Origin of the sequence: Curtobacterium sp. UNCCL17 (genome assembly GCF_000686685.1) — a bacterium.
Classification (GTDB): Bacteria; Actinomycetota; Actinomycetes; order Actinomycetales; family Microbacteriaceae; genus Curtobacterium; species Curtobacterium flaccumfaciens.
This window is the reverse complement of sequence record NZ_KK366000.1, coordinates 404354-420900: the sequence shown is the minus strand read 5'-3', so window position 1 is coordinate 420900 and position 16547 is coordinate 404354. Positions and strand designations below refer to the sequence as shown.

Sequence of the window (16547 nt, the reverse complement as noted above, 5' to 3'; positions counted from 1 at the left end):
CGCCGCAGTCCCCCGCGTCGTACGAGTCCTACCGTTCCGGGCAGCACTAGGACCCATGTCAAGTCCCCCGAGTTCACCGGCGCACCGAAGTGCTCCGACAGACAGGGGTCCCGAACGGGTCCGTGATCATTATTGCACGTGCCGCTTCCGCAGGCGTGCAACGAGTGCAACCCAGAGTGGCCCGACCCGTATTCCCTCTTCCGAGTGCAGCACGCGGCGAGTCCGACGGCGGGAGTGCAGGAGCATCCCGACGCCGAAACCGACCACGACGTACTGCACCGTGAGGGCGATCCGGAAGTTCTCCCAGGCGAACACCGTGGTGCCGGTGGCCCGCGCCGCCGCGTCGAGGACGACGCCGATCAGGTACATCATCACGAAGGCCGCCAGGAAGCCGCCGACGTTCACCACGCCGTTCGCCGAGCCGAGCGAGCCGACCGGGTTGAAGGTCCGGGCGAAGTCGAAGCCGATCAGGGAACCGGGCCCACCGATCCCCATCGCGACGACGAGCAGCACGAGCAACCACGTCGGCGGGTGCCCGGGCCAGAGCAGGATCGCCGTCCAGAGCACCGCGAGCAGGACGACCACGCCGAGCACCAGGTTGGACCGGCGCATCGGGAACCGCGCGCAGAGCACGCCGAGCACCGGGCCGGCGACGAACCCGACGACCACGATGATCGTGAGGAACCCCGCCGCCTCACCCGGGGAGTACCCGAGCCCCCGGAGCATCGGGACACCCCACAGCAGCGAGAACACCGTGCCCGACGACTGCGTGACGTAGTGCGACCAGAACCCGAGCTGCGTGCCCGGGCGCCGGAGCGCGTGCCCGAAGGTGCTGAACGCGGCACCCCACGAGTGCGGCAGCGGGATCGTGTCCGTCCGCACCGGCACGGGACCGTTCCGCACGAAGACCGCGGCGAGCACGAGACCGACGGCACTGGCCGCGGCCGCGACGCCGAACGCCGGGGTCCAGCCCACCGTGTGCAGGAGCACCGCGAACGGGAACGCCGACAGGATCTGGCCGATCTGCCCGAGGTTGCCGGTCCACTGCGAGATCTGCGGCAGGATCCGGCCGCTGAACCACATCGGCACCAGGCGGATCACCGAGATGAAGGTCATCGCGTCACCGGCGCCGACGAGCACCCGCCCCGCGATGGCCGGTCCGATCGACGGGGACACGGCAACGATCGCCTGTCCGACGACCAGCAGCGCGGCGCCGAGGAGCACCAGCCGGCGGGGGCCGACGCGGTCGAGGGCGATCCCCACCGGGATCTGCAGCCCCGCGTAGACGGCGATCTGCACGACGGCGAGGGTGGACAGGACGGCGGCGGAGACGGCGAACCGGTCCTGCGCATCGACACCGGAGACCCCGAGCGAGGACCGCTGCACCACGGCGAGGACGTACGCGAGGACCGCGACGCCCCAGATCAGGAAGGCACGACGGGAGTTCACCGGACCAGGCTACCGACGCGTCCCCGCGTCGATACGCGACGAGCGTCGTCGAGGTGCGTCACGTCGTGCGGGCGACCGGAGGACGGCCTGGAGGCGCGGTGCGGGGCCGCCACGTGCCTCCAGACCGTCCTGTCGGGACGTCCGGATCCCGCGACGGTCAGTCGGTCGCGTCGCCCTGGGTGCGCCGGTCGGCCAGGAAGCGCTCGAGCTCGGCCGCGATCGCGTCCGCGGTCGGCACCTCGCCGTCGACGCCGGTCAGCGGCGATGCAACGGGGTTGCCCTCCATGTACGTGTCGTGCCGCTCCTCGAGCACGGAGACCAGGCGCTGGAGCTCGGGGTTGCCGGCCACCTGCTCCTCGACGCGGGTCAGGAACTCGCGACCCGACTCGCGCAGGGCGTCGGTCGGGAAGATGAGCCCGGTCGCGGCGGCGATGCCGGACAGCGCCGCGACGGCGGCGTCGGGGAACTCGGTGTCGGACAGGTAGTGGGGCACGAGCAGCACGAGCCCCGTGACCTGCGCGCCCGTCTCGGCGAGGCGGTGCTCGACCAGGTGCAGGACGTTCGCCGGCGCCTGGGTCTCGGGCTTCCAGACGCTCATCTGCTCGACGAGGTCGGCCCGGGTGCCGGAGACGGTGAGGCTGATCGGACGGGTGTGCGGGACCGGCATCGGGATGGACTGCACCCACGTGGTGTCGGCCACCTGCAGGTCGGCGGCGAGCCCGGTGACGGCCCGGACGAAGCGGTTCCACTGGAAGTCCGGCTCGTAGCCCGACAGGAACAGGAACGGCTGGCCGATCTCGTCGCGCACCAGGTGCAGGGCCAGACGGGGCGGCTCGACGGCGCTGATGTGGTCGTGCTCGAAGGTGATGACCGGCCGACGGGCCCGCCAGTCGAGCAGCACGTCGGGGTCGAACTCGGCGACGAGCTCGGTGTCGAGGTCCTCGAGGATCGAGTTCGTCACCTGCGCGACGGCCGATCCGGCATCGGCGAACCCGGTCAGTCCGGCGATCAGGTGCAACCCTGCTGGCACGGTCGGGGCGTCCGCGTCGAACGTGTAGAGCTCCTCGGGGTGGTTCACCGTCCCCATGCTAGGCGGGGCCTCCGACGTCCCCGGTGCGCGACGACCACGCCGACAGCGAACAGGCCCTCGGTAGGGTTGGAGCATGGTCCGACCGACGCTCTCCACCACCAGTTCACCCCCCGAGACCACCACCGCCGACGTGCTCGTCGTCGGGGTCCGCCCGGGCTCGTCCGGCGAGGCCGACAGCACCGCCGTGCTCGCTCCCACCGCCCTGGGCACGCTCGACGCCCTCGCCGGCCTCGACCTCGCCGCGATCGGGGTGACCGGCGCGAAGGACCAGCTCGTCCGCCTGCCCGCCGCCGGCGTCGGTGCGAAGTCGGTCGCGCTGATCGGACTCGGCTCCGCCACGGGTGCCGCGGCGATCCGCGCAGCGGCCGGCAGCGCCGTGCGACAGCTCCCCCGCGTCGACTCGATCACGCTCGCCCTGCCCACCGACTCGGCCGAGCTCGTCGACGCCGCCCTCGAGGGCGCGGCGCTCGGCGCGTACGCCTTCACCCGGCACAAGGGCACCGGCACCAAGGCCCCGGCCCGCGGTGACCAGCGCATCGAGGTCGTCGCGCCCGCCGACGTCGCAGCCGACGCCGGCGTGCGCCCCGCGATCGTCGCCGACGCCGCGTCGCTCGTGCGCGACCTCGTGAACACCGCCGCGGGCGACCTCGGGCCGCAGGACGTCGCCGACGTCGCGACCGGGTTCGCCTCGGACCTGCCGCTCACCGTCGAGGTCCTCGACGAGCAGGCGCTCGAGGAGCAGGGCTTCGGCGGCATCCTCGGTGTCGGCCGCGGTTCGGCGCGTCCCCCGCGCCTGGTCGTCGTCCGGTACGCGCCGGAGTCCGCCACGAAGCACCTCGCCCTCGTGGGCAAGGGCATCACCTTCGACTCGGGCGGCCTCTCGCTCAAGCCCGCGGCGTCCATGCTCGGCATGAAGACCGACATGACCGGTGCCGCCACGGTGCTCGCCGCGACCGTCGCCGCCGCCCGCCTGGGGCTGAACGTGCGCGTGACCGCGTGGCTCGCCCTCGCCGAGAACATGCCCTCCGGCACCGCGACCCGCCCGGGCGACGTCCTGACGCTGAAGAACGGCACCACGGTCGAGGTCACGAACACCGACGCCGAGGGCCGCCTGGTGCTGGGCGACGGGATGGCCGCCGCGTCGCTCGAACAGCCCGACGCGCTCGTCGACGTCGCCACGCTGACCGGCGCCCAGGTCGTCGCGCTCGGTGACCGCACCACCGGCCTGATGGGCAGCGACGACCTCGTCGCGAAGGTCCGTGCCGTCGCCGAGGGCGTCTCGGAGCCGATCTGGCCGATGCCGCTGCCCGAGGAGCTCGAGGCCCGGCTGTCCAGCGACGTCGCCGACATCGTCAACGCCACGGTCGGCAACCCGGCCGGCGGCATGCTGCTCGCGGGCAAGTTCCTCGAGCGCTTCGCCGGCGAGGGTGTCCCCTGGGCGCACCTCGACATCGCGGGTCCGTCGGAGAACAAGGGCGGCGGGTACGCCTGGTTGGGCAAGGGTGCGACGGGCGTGATGGTCCGGACGCTCATCGCTCTCGCAGAAGACCTCCAGTCCGAGTAGTAGGTTTGGTACCGGTGGGAACGGCGCACCGACGCGCCTCCCACCGGTACTGCACGGGACGGGACCGGAACCACGCGGTCCGACCGTCGGACGCCGCCCTCCGCGGTGTCCACGTAGGGCCCGATCGGCCCGACACGCACGAGGGAGTTGCACCAGGTGACGGAACAGACTTACGACGTCGTTGTCCTCGGTGGCGGGAGTGGTGGGTACGCCGCTGCGCTCCGGGCCGCCGAACTCGGCATGAGCGTCGCGCTCATCGAGGGCGACAAGCTCGGAGGGACGTGCCTGCACCGCGGCTGCATCCCGACCAAGGCGCTGCTGCACGCCGCCGAGATCGCCGACGGCACGCGTGACGCCGAGAAGTACGGCGTGATCGCGGAGTTCGCCGGTGTCGACGTGCCCAAGGTGATCGACTACCAGCAGGGCGTCATCAACTCCAAGTACAAGGGCCTGCAGGGCCTGATCAAGGCCCGCGGCATCACCGTGGTCGAGGGCTGGGGACGTCTGACCTCGCAGAACACCGTGCAGGTCGGCGACCAGACCGTCACCGGCAAGAACATCGTGCTCGCGACCGGCTCCTACTCGAAGTCCCTGCCCGGGCTCGAGATCGGCGGCCGCGTGATCACCTCCGAGACCGCACTCCGCATGGACTACGTCCCGAACAAGGTCGTCATCCTGGGCGGCGGCGTCATCGGTGTCGAGTTCGCCAGTGTCTGGAAGTCCTTCGGCGCCGAGGTCACCATCGTCGAGGGGCTGCCGCACCTGGTCCCCGCCGAGGACGAGTCGATGTCGAAGCAGCTCGAGCGTGCGTTCCGCAAGCGCGGCATCGAGTTCTCGCTCGGTGTCCGGTTCCAGGGCGTCGAGCAGCACGAGAACGGGGTCGTCGTCACGCTGGAGGACGGCAAGACCTTCGACGGTGACGTCCTGCTCGTCGCTGTCGGCCGAGGCCCGGTCACGCAGAACGTCGGCTACGACGAGGTCGGCGTGGCGATGGACCGCGGGTTCGTCACCACGAACGAGCGTCTCGCCACGAACATCCCGAACGTCTACGCCGTCGGCGACATCGTCCCCGGCCTGCAGCTCGCGCACCGCGGCTTCCAGCAGGGCATCTTCGTCGCCGAGGAGATCGCCGGTCTCAACCCGGTGGTCATCGAGGACAAGAACATCCCGAAGATCACCTACTCCGACCCCGAGGTCGCGTCGGTCGGGCTCTCGCAGGCAAAGGCCGAGGAGCAGTACGGCGCCGACAAGGTCGACTCGTACGAGTACAACCTGGCCGGCAACGGCAAGAGCCACATCATCGGGACCTCCGGCTCCGTCAAGGTCGTGCGCGTCGTGGACGGCCCCGTCGTCGGGGTCAGCATGATCGGTGCCCGCGTCGGCGAGCTCATCGGCGAAGCCCAGCTCGCCGTGAACTGGGAGGCCTACCCGGAGGACATCGCTCCCCTGGTGCACGGCCACCCGACCCAGAACGAAGCCCTCGGCGAGGCGTTCCTGCACCTCGCGGGCAAGCCGCTGCACGCGCTGTGACCGGCACCGGTCACCGCACTGTGACAATGACACCAACAACCACTGCAATCCCCCGCGAAGAGGAGTCCACCCGATGAGCGAATCCGTCAACCTCCCGGCGCTCGGCGAGAGCGTCACCGAGGGCACGGTGACCCGATGGCTGAAGAACGTCGGTGACCGGGTCGAGGTCGACGAGCCGCTGCTCGAGGTCTCGACCGACAAGGTCGACACCGAGATCCCGTCGCCGATCGCCGGCGTCGTCGAGGAGATCCTGGTGCAGGAGGACGAGACCGTCGAGGTCGGCACCGCCCTCGTGAAGATCGGTGACGGCTCCGGCTCGTCCGACGGCGGTTCGGACTCGTCCGACTCCGGCGCCGACGACGCGAACGCCGCCGCTGCCGACGCCGAGGAGCCCGAGGCCGCTCCGAGCACGGAGCAGGAGGCCGAGACCCCCGCCCCCGAGCCCACCGAGCCCGAGCCCGCCCCCGCCGGTCAGACGCAGCCCGCCGCCCCGCAGGCACCGTCCGCCCCGCCCGCGGCAGCGCCGGTCCCGGCCGCCGCTCCGGTCCCGCCGCCCGCAGCCGCACCGCCGGCAGCCGTGCCGGCCCAGGCCGCTCCGGCAGCCGCACCGGCTCCGGCGTCCGCGCCGAGTGCCACGGCCGCCGCCGCGGTGCCGAACCCCACGCAGGACGGCGCAGCCTCCGGCTACGTCACTCCGCTGGTGCGCAAGCTCGCGAACGAGCAGGGCGTCGACCTGTCCACGGTCACGGGCTCCGGTGTCGGGGGGCGCATCCGCAAGGAGGACGTCCTCGCCGCCGCCGCGAAGGCCCCGGCCGCCTCGGCTGCAGCAGCACCCGCCGCCGCTTCCGGCCCGTTCGTCGCCGAGGTCTCGCCGCTGCGTGGAACCCGCGAGAAGATGACCCGCCTGCGCAAGGTCGTCGCCGAGCGTGCCGTGCAGTCGATGACCTCGACCGCACAGCTCACGAGCGTCGTCGAGGTCGACGTCACGAAGGTGGCGCAGTTCCGCGACGCCCACAAGGCGGAGTTCCTCGAGAAGACCGGCTCGAAGCTCTCCTTCATGCCGTTCTTCGCCCTCGCGGCGTCCGAGGCGCTGAAGGCCCACCCGAAGATCAACTCCACGGTCGAGGGTGACGAGATCGTCTACCCGGAGTCCGAGAACGTCTCCATCGCGGTGGACACCGAGCGCGGCCTGCTGACCCCGGTCATCAAGGACGCGGCCTCGCTGGACCTGGCGCAGTTCTCGAAGTCCATCGCGGACCTCGCCGAGCGCACCCGGAACAACCAGCTCAAGCCCGACGAGCTGGCCGGCGGCACGTTCACGCTGACCAACACCGGTTCGCGTGGCGCGCTGTTCGACACCCCCGTGGTGTTCCTGCCGCAGTCGGCGATCCTCGGCACCGGCATCGTCACGAAGCGCCCGGCGGTCGTGAAGGTCGACGGCCAGGAAGCCATCGCCATCCGCTCGTTCGTCTACCTGGCGCTGTCGTACGACCACCGGATCATCGACGGTGCGGACGCCTCGCGGTACCTCGTCGCGGTGAAGAACCGTCTCGAAGAGGGCAACTTCGCCCCGAACCTCGGGTACTGATCACCAGCAGCACGGCCGACGGCCCCGGTTCCCCTCGTGGGAGCCGGGGCCGTTCCCGTTCCCGGCGGGTTCGGCGTCACCCGCCGCCGAGCAGGGTCAGCGCGGCGACCACCGACCCGACGGTGACGACGAGCCCCACGAGGACACGGCGGAGCGGGAGTCGTCGTCCGGCTCCGAGTGGGACGCCGTGCTCGACCGCGTCTCGCAGGCGATCGAGCAGTCCGTCCTGCCCGTCCGGTGTCGGCGGTTCAGCGAACACGAGGTCGCTCGGCACGGGGGTCCACCGGAACGGGCGGGGCGCGGCGGCGGCACGGACGACGTCGAGTGCTGCTCGTGCGCTCGGCCCGTCACCGTCGAGGGCATCCTGCAGCGCTCCGAGCACCGGGGCCTGGGCCGGGTCGGCCGGGTCGACGCGGTCCCACACGCTCCGCGCTGCGAGCACGAGGGTCCGGGTCGCATCCCCCGGGTGCGCGGTGTGCGTCGGGGTCGCCGCGTTGGTCGGGTTGATCGGGTTCGTCTCGTTGAGTGAGTTGGTCGGGTTCGTCGCGTTCGTCGGGCGGTCGCAGAGCACGACGGCACCGGAGTCGTCCACCAGCACGTCGTCGATGCCGGCGGCACCGAGCAGGACCGCGCCGTCGTGCACCGCCACCAGGAGCTCCAGGAGCGGGACCGTCAGGGTCACCGCGACGCCGGTGGTCGGGGTGCCGAGCCGGTCGAGCGCCGGCACGAGCGGCGTGCCCGTGGGCCGGTCGAGGTCGACGACGAGACGCCCCGTCGGCGTCCGACCGACCGCGGCCACCGGGACGAGGTGGCGCTCGGCGGCCGCGGAGCGGTCGGCGACCCACACGAGCACGTCGCGCTCGTCGTGCCCGTCGTGCCCGGCGTGCCCGTCGTGCCCGGCGTGCCCGTCGTGCTCCTCGTGCTCGTCGCGCTCGTTGCCGGTCGCGATCCAGCGATCCGGGTGGTGGTCGGTGCTCGTCTCCATGGTGACCAGCGTGGCGGTGGCGCGGCGGGCCTCCAGGCTCTCCCGCACCATCTGTGGACAAGACGTGTTCGCGCACAGCCGGACACGCGACGGTCTCCCCCGGCGCACGGAGGCCGTATCCTGTTCGCATGGCACGCAGCTCTTCCACAGACAAGAAGGCGAAGGAGCCGGGGCGTCTCAAGCAGATGTTCCAGGTCTTCCAGATGACCCGAAAGGCCGACCCGTCGTCGGTCTGGTGGTTCGCCCTCGCCTTCGTCGGCCCGGTCGTCCTCGGTGTCCTGCTGGCGCTGCTCCTGCCGGGGCAGAACTGGCTCGCGATCGTCCTCTGGATCGTCGCCGGTGTGCTGCTCGGTGTGCTGCTCTTCCTCATCGTGCTCGGTCGTCTTGCCGAACGCGCCGCGTACTCGCAGATCGAAGGCCAGCCCGGCGCCGTCGGTGCGGTGCTGTCGAACTCGCTCCGTCGCCAGTGGCGCTCGAGCGAGATGCCGGTCGCGGTGCACGGTCGCTCGCAGGCAGCGGTCTACCGCGCCGTGGGTCGCCCGGGTGTCGTCCTGATCACCGAGGGCCAGCGTGGCAACCTCAACCGCCAGGTCGACGAGGAGCGCCGCAAGGTCCAGCGCATCGTCCCGAACGTCGCCGTGCACGTGCTGCACGTGGGTGACGGCACCGGTGAGAGCCTGACGCTGCACAAGCTGCCCCGTGCCATGAACAAGCTCAAGAAGTCGCTCAACCGCAACGAGGTCCTGGCGGTCGCGAACCGTCTCGACTCGCTGACGCAGAGCCCTGCGGCCTCGATCCCGAAGGGCATGGACCCGATGCGGGCCCGCGCCGGACGGCCGCGCTGACCGAACCCCCACACACGAGAACGCCCCCGACCAGATGGTCGGGGGCGTTCTCGTGTGTGGGGGGTGCGTACCTCGCTCGAAGCCGGTCCTGCACGGTGCGAGGTTCCGTACTCGGTGCGGGAAGCGCAGGCGGGCACCGAGTACGGAACCTCGCACCACGCAGCCCGGCTCAGCGCCGGACGAGCACCGTCCCGGCGATACGGTCGTGCGCGCCCCGGCTGTCGCGGTCGATGATGAGCGCCGGGACCACCAGGCAGAGCAGCACCGTCCGGAGGATCGGCCGCCACACCCCCACGTAGCCCCCGCGCATCGGGACGACCCGCAGTCCGACGCAGATGTGACCGAACGACCCGGACAACAGGCAGATGAACAGGATCTGCAGCACGGCGAAGATGGCGATCTGCACCCACGAGTGCGCGATGTCGCCCGAACCGTTCACCGGCGACCACACGCCGGTGACGTAGGCGACCAGGTCGGCCAGCGCGCCGTCGATCAGCAGCGCCACGACCCGCCGGCCGATCCGCCCGACACTCCGGGGTCCGGACTCCGGCAGACCGAGGTCCTTGCCCGGCCACCCGTCCGGGTGCTCGGAGGGCGCGGACGGACTGGGAGTGCTGCGGGCCATGGTCCCCAGCGTAGGCGACGGCCCGGGCGTAACACGCCCGAAACAAACCAGTCATGTCCGGGAAACCCCGTGTCAATAGCCTCGTCGGAGGTGCCTTGACCGGTGCCTCCGACATCACCCAACCCATTGGAGATCGGCCCCATGTTCAGCGATTCCTCCGAGGTCCTGGCCTTCATCAAGGACACCGACGTCAAGTTCCTCGACATCCGCTTCACGGACCTGCCCGGTGTGCAGCAGCACTTCAACATCCCGGCATCCACCGTCGACGAGGACTTCTTCTCGGTCGGCCAGCTGTTCGACGGCTCCTCGATCCGTGGGTTCGCGTCGATCCACGAGTCCGACATGCAGCTGATCCCCGATGTGACCACGGCGTACGTCGACCAGTTCCGCGCCGAGCGCACGCTCATCATGATCTTCGACATCTACAACCCGCGGAACGGCGAGATCTACGGCCGTGACCCGCGCCAGGTGGCGAAGAAGGCTGAGAAGTACCTCGCGTCGACGGGCATCGCGGACACCGCGTTCTTCGCCCCCGAGGCCGAGTTCTACATCTTCGACGACGTCCGCTACTCGGTCACGCAGAACGAGTCCTTCTACGCGGTCGACTCCGAAGAGGGCGCCTGGAACACCGGTCGCGACGAAGAGGGCGGCAACCTCGCCAACAAGACCCCGTACAAGGGCGGCTACTTCCCCGTGTCGCCGGTCGACAAGACCGCCGACCTGCGCGACGACATCACCCTCAAGCTGATCGACGCCGGCTTCGAGCTCGAGCGCTCGCACCACGAGGTGGGCACGGGCGGCCAGCAGGAGATCAACTACAAGTTCGACACGATGGTCCACGCCGCGGACGACATCCTGAAGTTCAAGTACATCGTCAAGAACACCGCTGACCAGTGGGGCAAGGTCGCCACGTTCATGCCGAAGCCGCTCTTCGGCGACAACGGCTCGGGCATGCACACCCACCAGTCGCTCTGGTCAGACGGCAAGCCGCTCTTCTACGACGAGAACGGCTACGGCGGGCTGTCGGACCTCGCCCGCTGGTACATCGGCGGCATCCTGAAGCACGCCTCGGCGCTGCTCGCCTTCACCAACCCGTCGATCAACTCGTACCACCGACTGGTCAAGGGCTTCGAGGCGCCGGTCAACCTGGTCTACTCGGCCGGCAACCGCTCGGCGGCGATCCGCATCCCGATCACGGGCACCAACCCGAAGGCCAAGCGCATCGAGTTCCGCGCGCCCGACGCCTCCGGCAACCCGTACCTGGCCTTCGCCGCGCAGCTGATGGCGGGCCTCGACGGCATCCAGAACCGCATCGAGCCGCACGAGCCGGTCGACAAGGACCTCTACGAGCTCCCGCCGGAAGAGGCGAAGGGCATCCCCCAGGTCCCCGGCTCCCTCGACGAGGCGCTCGACGCGCTCGAGGCGGACCACGAGTTCCTCACGAAGGGCAACGTCTTCACCGAGGACCTCATCCAGACCTGGATCGACTACAAGCGCGAGAACGAGATCCTCCCGCTGGCCCAGCGCCCGCACCCGTTCGAGTACGAGCTGTACTTCGGCGTCTGAGTTCCGCTGGCACCACACGAAGGGCCCCGCACCGTCAGGTGCGGGGCCCTTCGCCGTACCGGCCACGTTTCGGGGTGGGCGACACCTCAAGGGCTGCGCCGCCCGTGAGGTGTCGCCCAGCGCGAGAGGCCGCGGCCACCGTCAGCGCGGGGTGCTGACGCGACCGCCTGGAGGCCCGGTGCCGGTCCGGCGGGCGGGCGCCGGGCCTCCAGGCGGTCGCGACGCACGTTCCTTCCCATCGCAGCTGGACTGGAAAGCGGAATCGGGCGTACCTGGTCAGAGCTTCCGACCAGGTACGCCCGATTCGACCAGGTACGCCCGGAACAACCCGACGCCCCCGGGCGCACGGGAACGGGGCCCGCGCCGCCCGGCACGGACCCCGTCTCGCGAACGGTGACTAGCGGCTCGTGGCCAACGCGTCGTTCGTCCCCGCTGCGACGCTCACGGGTGCACCCGTGACCGGCGTGGGACGTCCCAGGGAACGGACGGTCCACCCCGCTTTCACCCAGTCGGAGACCGGGAGGCAGTTGCGCGCATCGATGACGACGCGGCGCCCGACGAGGTCACCGAGGGCGACCGGGTCGGCGGTGATGATGTCGTCCCACTCGGTGAGCACGAGGACGACGTCGGCGCCCTCGATCGCGTCCGTCATCGAGGCGGCGTAGCTCAGCGTCGGGAACGAGCGCTTCGCGGGCTCCATCGCCTCGGGGTCCCAGAGCGTCACCTGCGCGCCGCGGAGGTGCAGCGCAGCGGCGACGTTGAGCGCCGGGGAGTCCCGGACGTCGTCGGTCAGCGGCTTGAACGCGGCACCGATGACGGCCACGCGGCGGTTGAGCACCGATCCCCCGGCCGAGTCGATCGCCATGTCGATGACCCGCTGGCGCTGCCCCATGTTGATCTCGTCGACCTGCTGCATGAGGCCGACGACCTGGCCCGCGCCGATCTCGTTCGCGCGGTACATGAGCGCCCGGATGTCCTTCGGCAGGCAGCCGCCGCCGAAGCCGAGTCCGGCGTTCAGGAACTTCCGGCCGATGCGGGCGTCGTGGCCGAGGGCGTCGGCGAGCGTGGAGACGTCGGCACCGGTGATCGCGCACATCTCCGAGATCGCGTTGATGAACGAGATCTTCGTGGCGAGGAACGCGTTGGCGCTCACCTTGACGAGCTCCGCGGTGGCGAGGTCGGTGGTGATGACCGGGGTGCCCTCGCTGATCGGTGCGGCGTAGACCTCGCGGATCACGGCGTCGGCGGCCTCGGAGGCTCCGCCCCAGACCAGACGGTCCGGGTGCAGCGTGTCCTCGACGGCCTTGCCCTCGCGCAGGAACTCGGGGTTCCAGATGAGCTCCGCGTCGATGCCGGCGGGGGTGAACTCGCGGACGATGCCACGGAGACGCGATGCCGTGCCCACCGGGACCGTCGACTTGCCGACGATGAGGCCCGGGTGGGTGAGGTTCTCGGCGACACCACGGGTGGCGCTCTCCACGTAGGCAAGGTTCGCGGCGTGCGACCCGGCCTTCTGCGGTGTGCCGACGCAGACGAAGTGGACGTCCGCAGCGGCCACGGCCGAGGCGATGTCGGAGGTGAAGCGGAGCTTGCCGCTGGCGACGTGCTTCGTGATGAGCTCGGGCAGCCCGGGCTCGAAGAACGGGACCTCACCGGCGGACAGCGCGGCGAGCTTCGACGGGTCGATGTCGACGCCGATGGTCTCGAAGCCCATCTCGGCCATGGCGGCCGCGTGGGTGGCACCGAGGTAGCCGGTGCCGATGACGCTGATGACGGGTGCGGGACGGGTGTCGGCCGATGCGGTCGACTTCTTGGACTCGCTCATTGCGTGACCTCCTGCAGGTCGTAGTCGATGTCGTTGCGCTTGATGCCCTCGGCGAAGGCCTTGAGGGAATCGGCGCGGGAGTTGAGACGCCAGTCGTTCGTGGTGCGCTTGCCGTCGATGATGGTGGTCGCGGTCTCGCTGAAGTACGCGAAGCCGACGATGTCCTTGTTGGCGGGGTCCGCCAGCGCATCGAAGAGCGAGTCGATCCACTGCGTCTTCTGCGGGTTCGCGACACTCGTGCCGGTCTCGGTCGCCCCGATCTCGTTGAGCATGATGCCCTTGCCCGGCGCGATCTGCCGGAGCTGCGCGAGCGTCGCTCCGAAGGTCGTGGCGAACGTCGGCTGCTCGGTGGCGTCGCGGTAGTAGCCGCTCATGCCGACCCAGTCCACGTAGTCCGCACCCGGGTAGTACTGCTGCATGTACTCGAGCGTCTGGTACTTCGTGTTGCCGAGCTTGTCGATGCGGCTCGGGGACCAGTCCCAGATGACGTACTTGTTCGCGCCGTTCGCCTGGAAGACGTCGTGCACGTGCTTCCACATCTTCTTGTAGGAGCCGACGGGGTTCTTCTGGGCGTCACCCTCGGACCAGTTGTACCAGGAGCCGTTCATCTCGTGGTCGAGACGGATGACCAGCGGCTGCCCGTTGGCCGCAAGCGCCTTGGCGTACTTCGTCAGGTAGGCGTCGAACGACCCACCGGAGATGTCGTCGTTGGTGTACCCGGGGACGTACTTCTGGTCGTTGCCGGTCTGCGCCGGCACCGTCTCCCACGTCATGAGGGGGACCCGACCGTTGGCCCAGGAGCGCTGCACCGCGGTGGCGTTGAACTCCTGGTCGAAGCCCTGGAAGAAGCCGGTCATGTTCGACGCGGTGCCGACCTGACGGGAGACCTCGTCGTACTCGGCCCAGTTGAACGGGGACTGCGCGGTGTACAGGCCGTACCAGCGCGACTGCTGGCCGAGGATCTCGGCCTTCGTCGGTGTGACGACCGGGGTGGCACCCGGGTCGGTCGAGGGGCCGGGGTTCGGCTTCGACCCACCGCCGTTGCCCGAACCCGAACCCGGACCGCTGCCCGACCCGTTGTCCGACGAACCCGAACCGGACCCGCCGGCGGAACCGGCACCGGCCCCGCCGGAACCCGAGCCACCGCTGCCGGAGCCCGCGGCGTTGACGTTGGACGAGCCTCCCGAGCTCTTCGCGGCACCGAGCTGGGACTGCAGCGACGCGATCTGCGCCTTGAGTTCCGAGATCTGGTCGCCGCGCGACCCGGCCTGGGCCGTACGGGAGTCGAGCTTGCCCTCGAGCGACCAGATGCGCTCCTGGGCGGCGTCGAGCTGCGTCTGCAGCTCGGCGGCGGACACCTTCTTGGCCTTCGGCGCCTCGACGCCGAGCGCCTGGTGCACGGCGGTCGAGACGGGGCCGGTGGGCGAGATCCACACCGACCAGGTGATGAGGCCGAGCGCCAGCACGATGGCCGTCGTGCCGATGGCCGTCCGGCGGGCGTGCTTGCTGGACTGCGCCCACCAAGCACTCGAGGAACGGATGATGTCAGACAATGAGGAACGCCTCCAGGGCGAAGATCGCGATGCCGATCACGTACGGGATCGCTGCGTACGGGTTGTACCGGCGGGCTCGGGCGGGGGCCGGCGCGGCTGCTCGCTGGGCCTCCTGCTGCGCGACCGCGGCTGCGGCCTCGCGGCGGGTGGCGAGGACGGTGGTGGTGGAGTTGGTCGCCGCGTCGGCGCCGAAGAGTTCGTCGAACGCGCGGTCGACGGCCACCTGGTCGACGGTGTCGAGCGGAGCGGACGAGCCCGAATCCGAGCCCGCCGAGCCTGCGTCCGCACCGGCCATCCGAGCACGTTCGGCGTCGATCGGGCTGACCGGGATCTGCGCCGTGGCGGACAGCGGCTGGACGGCGTCCGCCGGGTCCTCCTGCATCGGACCACCGGCGTAGGCGCCTGCTCGGGTCCCCCAGCCGGACGCGTGCGCCAGGCGGAAGAAGCCGATGAGCCGGATCGGCATCAGGAAGAACGTCGACACGATGATGAACATCGGCAGGCGGAAGAAGTCGCTCGGCTTCTCGGACAGGTGCCGCATCTGGCGGATCGCCATGCTCAGCACGCTCGAGATCACCATGAGCGCCGCGACGTAGACGAAGCCGGTCGAGAAGCCGTACTGCGACAGGATGCCCTGGTACAGGTTCTCGCCCTGGCCGGTGAAGGCGCGGTAGATCCAGCCGGCGATCACGCCGAAGAGCATGAACGGCAGGATGATGTCGGTGATGAAGAACGCCGCCAGGATCGGGGCGTGGCCGAGCATCCACGGCAGCATCCGCAGCGTGTTGTACTGCGAGCCGCGGGCCCAGCGGAGCTGCTGCTTGAACAGCTTCTTCACCTGCAGCGGGGCGTCCGTGTAGACCAGCGACGTGTACTGGTAGACGGTCCGGTACCCCTCCTTGAGCGTGAGGTTCGTCAGCGTCCGGTCGTCGGAGACCTCGAGGAACACGCCCATGAACTTCTCGTGCATGAACCGGTCCATCACCCGCATGAGGATGCTCCGGCGGAATGCGATGGTGCGCCCGGGCAGGCAGCCGATCTGCCCGAGGACACTCTGTGCCGGCATCGAGTAGAGCGCCCGCGAGTTCTCGAGCCAGTCGGCCCAGCGGGTGATCCAGCTGCGCTCCGGCTCGAGGATGCGCTGCCGGGTCGTGACGCCACCGACGGACTCGTCGGCGAACGGCCGGAGGAGTTCCTCGAGCGCGCCGGGGGTCCAGACGGTGTCGGAGTCGACCAGCACGGTGATGTCGCCGTTGGACATCTCGGTGCCGACCTTGACGGCGTTGCGCTTGCCCGGGATGGGCGTGTGGGTCCAGCGGACGAGCGGGGCGAACTCGTCGCAGACCTCTTCGAGCGCCTCGTTGCGAGCACCGTTGATGACGACGATGATCTCGCCGGGCTGCTGCTCGACCATGCGGCCGATGACGTCGCGGAACAGGTCGAGCGGTTCGTCCACGACGGGGACGACGACGCTGGTGGTACCGACGAAGGTGCCGGTGAAGGGGCGGTAGCGGGCGGAGATGACGACCTTGAGCAACCAGAGCAACCAGATCACCGCGGAGTACACGGCGAACAGGTAGAACTCGGGGTGCCCTTCGACCATCTGCCTGATCTGCAGAATGAAGGTGAACACTGATCCCTGCTTCAACGTTCGAGGTGGAGATTCCGCTTCATCGGGGAATCAGGGCCGGTTCGGGTGATGCCATTGATGCAGAACCTGAACGCGCGCGCAACGCGGCCCCCGTCCGGGGGCGTTACGAGCGCGTTACGGGGTACACACTGGTCCCCCTCTCGGCCGGTCGGAGCGGTCCCCTGTCGTGCTGACAGCACTCCTGCGGACCACCGACCGCGGAGGCTCACTTCGATGGGCGACAGGTGCGGCCTGGAGGCACGGGTCGGGGCAGGCGGAAAGCCCTGGTCAGCAGGT

General features: G+C 70.1%; 12 protein-coding genes. 5 read left to right on the top strand and 7 right to left on the bottom strand.

Annotation, left to right across the window (positions count from 1 at the left end):
* Window positions 1-129 precede the first annotated feature (129 nt).
* Both BR70_RS0106855 and BR70_RS0106850 read right to left on the bottom strand, forming a co-directional pair.
* Window positions 130-1449 carry an MFS transporter gene (locus BR70_RS0106855; protein ID WP_027465461.1) on the bottom strand — a complete coding sequence of 440 codons (1320 nt, stop codon included), beginning with the start codon at window positions 1447-1449 and terminating at the stop codon, window positions 130-132.
* Window positions 1450-1606: 157 nt separating this feature from the next.
* On the bottom strand, window positions 1607-2536 hold the full coding sequence (locus tag BR70_RS0106850; protein ID WP_027465460.1) for a proteasome assembly chaperone family protein: 930 nt from the start codon (window positions 2534-2536) through the stop codon (window positions 1607-1609).
* Between the two features lie 76 nt (window positions 2537-2612).
* Here BR70_RS0106850 and BR70_RS0106845 point away from each other — a divergent pair, with 76 nt between their 5' ends.
* From BR70_RS0106845 to sucB, 3 genes are all read left to right on the top strand, one after another.
* On the top strand, window positions 2613-4103 hold the full coding sequence (locus BR70_RS0106845; RefSeq protein WP_027465459.1) for a leucyl aminopeptidase: 1491 nt from the start codon (window positions 2613-2615) through the stop codon (window positions 4101-4103).
* A 156-nt stretch (window positions 4104-4259) separates the two neighbouring features.
* Window positions 4260-5633 (top strand): dihydrolipoyl dehydrogenase, encoded by a 1374-nt coding sequence (gene lpdA, locus BR70_RS0106840; RefSeq protein WP_027465458.1) that lies wholly within the window; start codon window positions 4260-4262, stop codon window positions 5631-5633.
* A 73-nt stretch (window positions 5634-5706) separates the two neighbouring features.
* On the top strand, window positions 5707-7221 hold the full coding sequence (gene sucB / locus BR70_RS0106835; RefSeq protein WP_027465457.1) for a 2-oxoglutarate dehydrogenase, E2 component, dihydrolipoamide succinyltransferase: 1515 nt from the start codon (window positions 5707-5709) through the stop codon (window positions 7219-7221).
* A 76-nt stretch (window positions 7222-7297) separates the two neighbouring features.
* Here the strand turns inward: sucB and BR70_RS0106830 are convergent, their stop codons facing one another.
* Complete coding sequence (locus BR70_RS0106830) at window positions 7298-8206, bottom strand: hypothetical protein (RefSeq protein ID WP_155896807.1); 909 nt, start codon at window positions 8204-8206, stop codon at window positions 7298-7300.
* A 128-nt stretch (window positions 8207-8334) separates the two neighbouring features.
* Here BR70_RS0106830 and BR70_RS0106825 point away from each other — a divergent pair, with 128 nt between their 5' ends.
* Entirely contained in the window at window positions 8335-9051 is a 717-nt protein-coding gene (locus tag BR70_RS0106825; RefSeq protein ID WP_027465455.1) for a DUF4191 domain-containing protein, read from the top strand.
* 169 nt (window positions 9052-9220) lie between these two features.
* Here the strand turns inward: BR70_RS0106825 and BR70_RS0106820 are convergent, their stop codons facing one another.
* Complete coding sequence (locus BR70_RS0106820; RefSeq protein ID WP_027465454.1) at window positions 9221-9676, bottom strand: RDD family protein; 456 nt, start codon at window positions 9674-9676, stop codon at window positions 9221-9223.
* Window positions 9677-9817: 141 nt separating this feature from the next.
* On the opposite strand from BR70_RS0106820, the gene glnA reads away from it, so the two are divergent.
* A complete protein-coding gene (glnA, locus tag BR70_RS0106815; RefSeq protein ID WP_027465453.1) occupies window positions 9818-11242 on the top strand; it encodes a type I glutamate--ammonia ligase in 1425 nt (474 codons plus the stop codon).
* Between the two features lie 397 nt (window positions 11243-11639).
* On the opposite strand, the gene BR70_RS19940 is transcribed toward glnA, so the two are convergent.
* Genes BR70_RS19940 through BR70_RS0106800 form a run of 3 tightly spaced genes read right to left on the bottom strand, consistent with a single transcriptional unit; the run spans window position 11640 to window position 16253 of the window.
* On the bottom strand, window positions 11640-13067 hold the full coding sequence (locus tag BR70_RS19940) for a UDP-glucose dehydrogenase family protein (RefSeq protein ID WP_051596711.1): 1428 nt from the start codon (window positions 13065-13067) through the stop codon (window positions 11640-11642).
* Window positions 13064-14620, bottom strand: coding sequence for a glycosyl hydrolase (locus tag BR70_RS0106805; protein ID WP_027465452.1), 1557 nt, complete (start codon window positions 14618-14620; stop codon window positions 13064-13066). The genes BR70_RS19940 and BR70_RS0106805 overlap by 4 nt, the downstream gene beginning before the upstream one ends.
* Window positions 14613-16253, bottom strand: a complete 1641-nt coding sequence (locus tag BR70_RS0106800; RefSeq protein ID WP_027465451.1) for a glycosyltransferase family 2 protein — start codon at window positions 16251-16253, stop codon at window positions 14613-14615. Before BR70_RS0106800 ends, BR70_RS0106805 begins: the two co-directional genes overlap by 8 nt.
* Window positions 16254-16547 lie beyond the last annotated feature (294 nt).

What these genes read in the sequence shown, in the direction of transcription:
- BR70_RS0106850 (WP_027465460.1), bottom strand. Translation starts at nt 2,536, where the DNA reads ATGGGGACGGTGAACCACCCCGAGGAGCTCTACACGTTCGACGCGGAC.
- BR70_RS0106845 (WP_027465459.1), top strand. Translation starts at nt 2,613, where the DNA reads ATGGTCCGACCGACGCTCTCCACCACCAGTTCACCCCCCGAGACCACC.
- sucB (WP_027465457.1), top strand. Translation starts at nt 5,707, where the DNA reads ATGAGCGAATCCGTCAACCTCCCGGCGCTCGGCGAGAGCGTCACCGAG.
- BR70_RS0106830 (WP_155896807.1), bottom strand. Translation starts at nt 8,206, where the DNA reads ATGGAGACGAGCACCGACCACCACCCGGATCGCTGGATCGCGACCGGC.
- BR70_RS0106825 (WP_027465455.1), top strand. Translation starts at nt 8,335, where the DNA reads ATGGCACGCAGCTCTTCCACAGACAAGAAGGCGAAGGAGCCGGGGCGT.
- BR70_RS0106820 (WP_027465454.1), bottom strand. Translation starts at nt 9,676, where the DNA reads ATGGCCCGCAGCACTCCCAGTCCGTCCGCGCCCTCCGAGCACCCGGAC.
- glnA (WP_027465453.1), top strand. Translation starts at nt 9,818, where the DNA reads ATGTTCAGCGATTCCTCCGAGGTCCTGGCCTTCATCAAGGACACCGAC.
- BR70_RS19940 (WP_051596711.1), bottom strand. Translation starts at nt 13,067, where the DNA reads ATGAGCGAGTCCAAGAAGTCGACCGCATCGGCCGACACCCGTCCCGCA.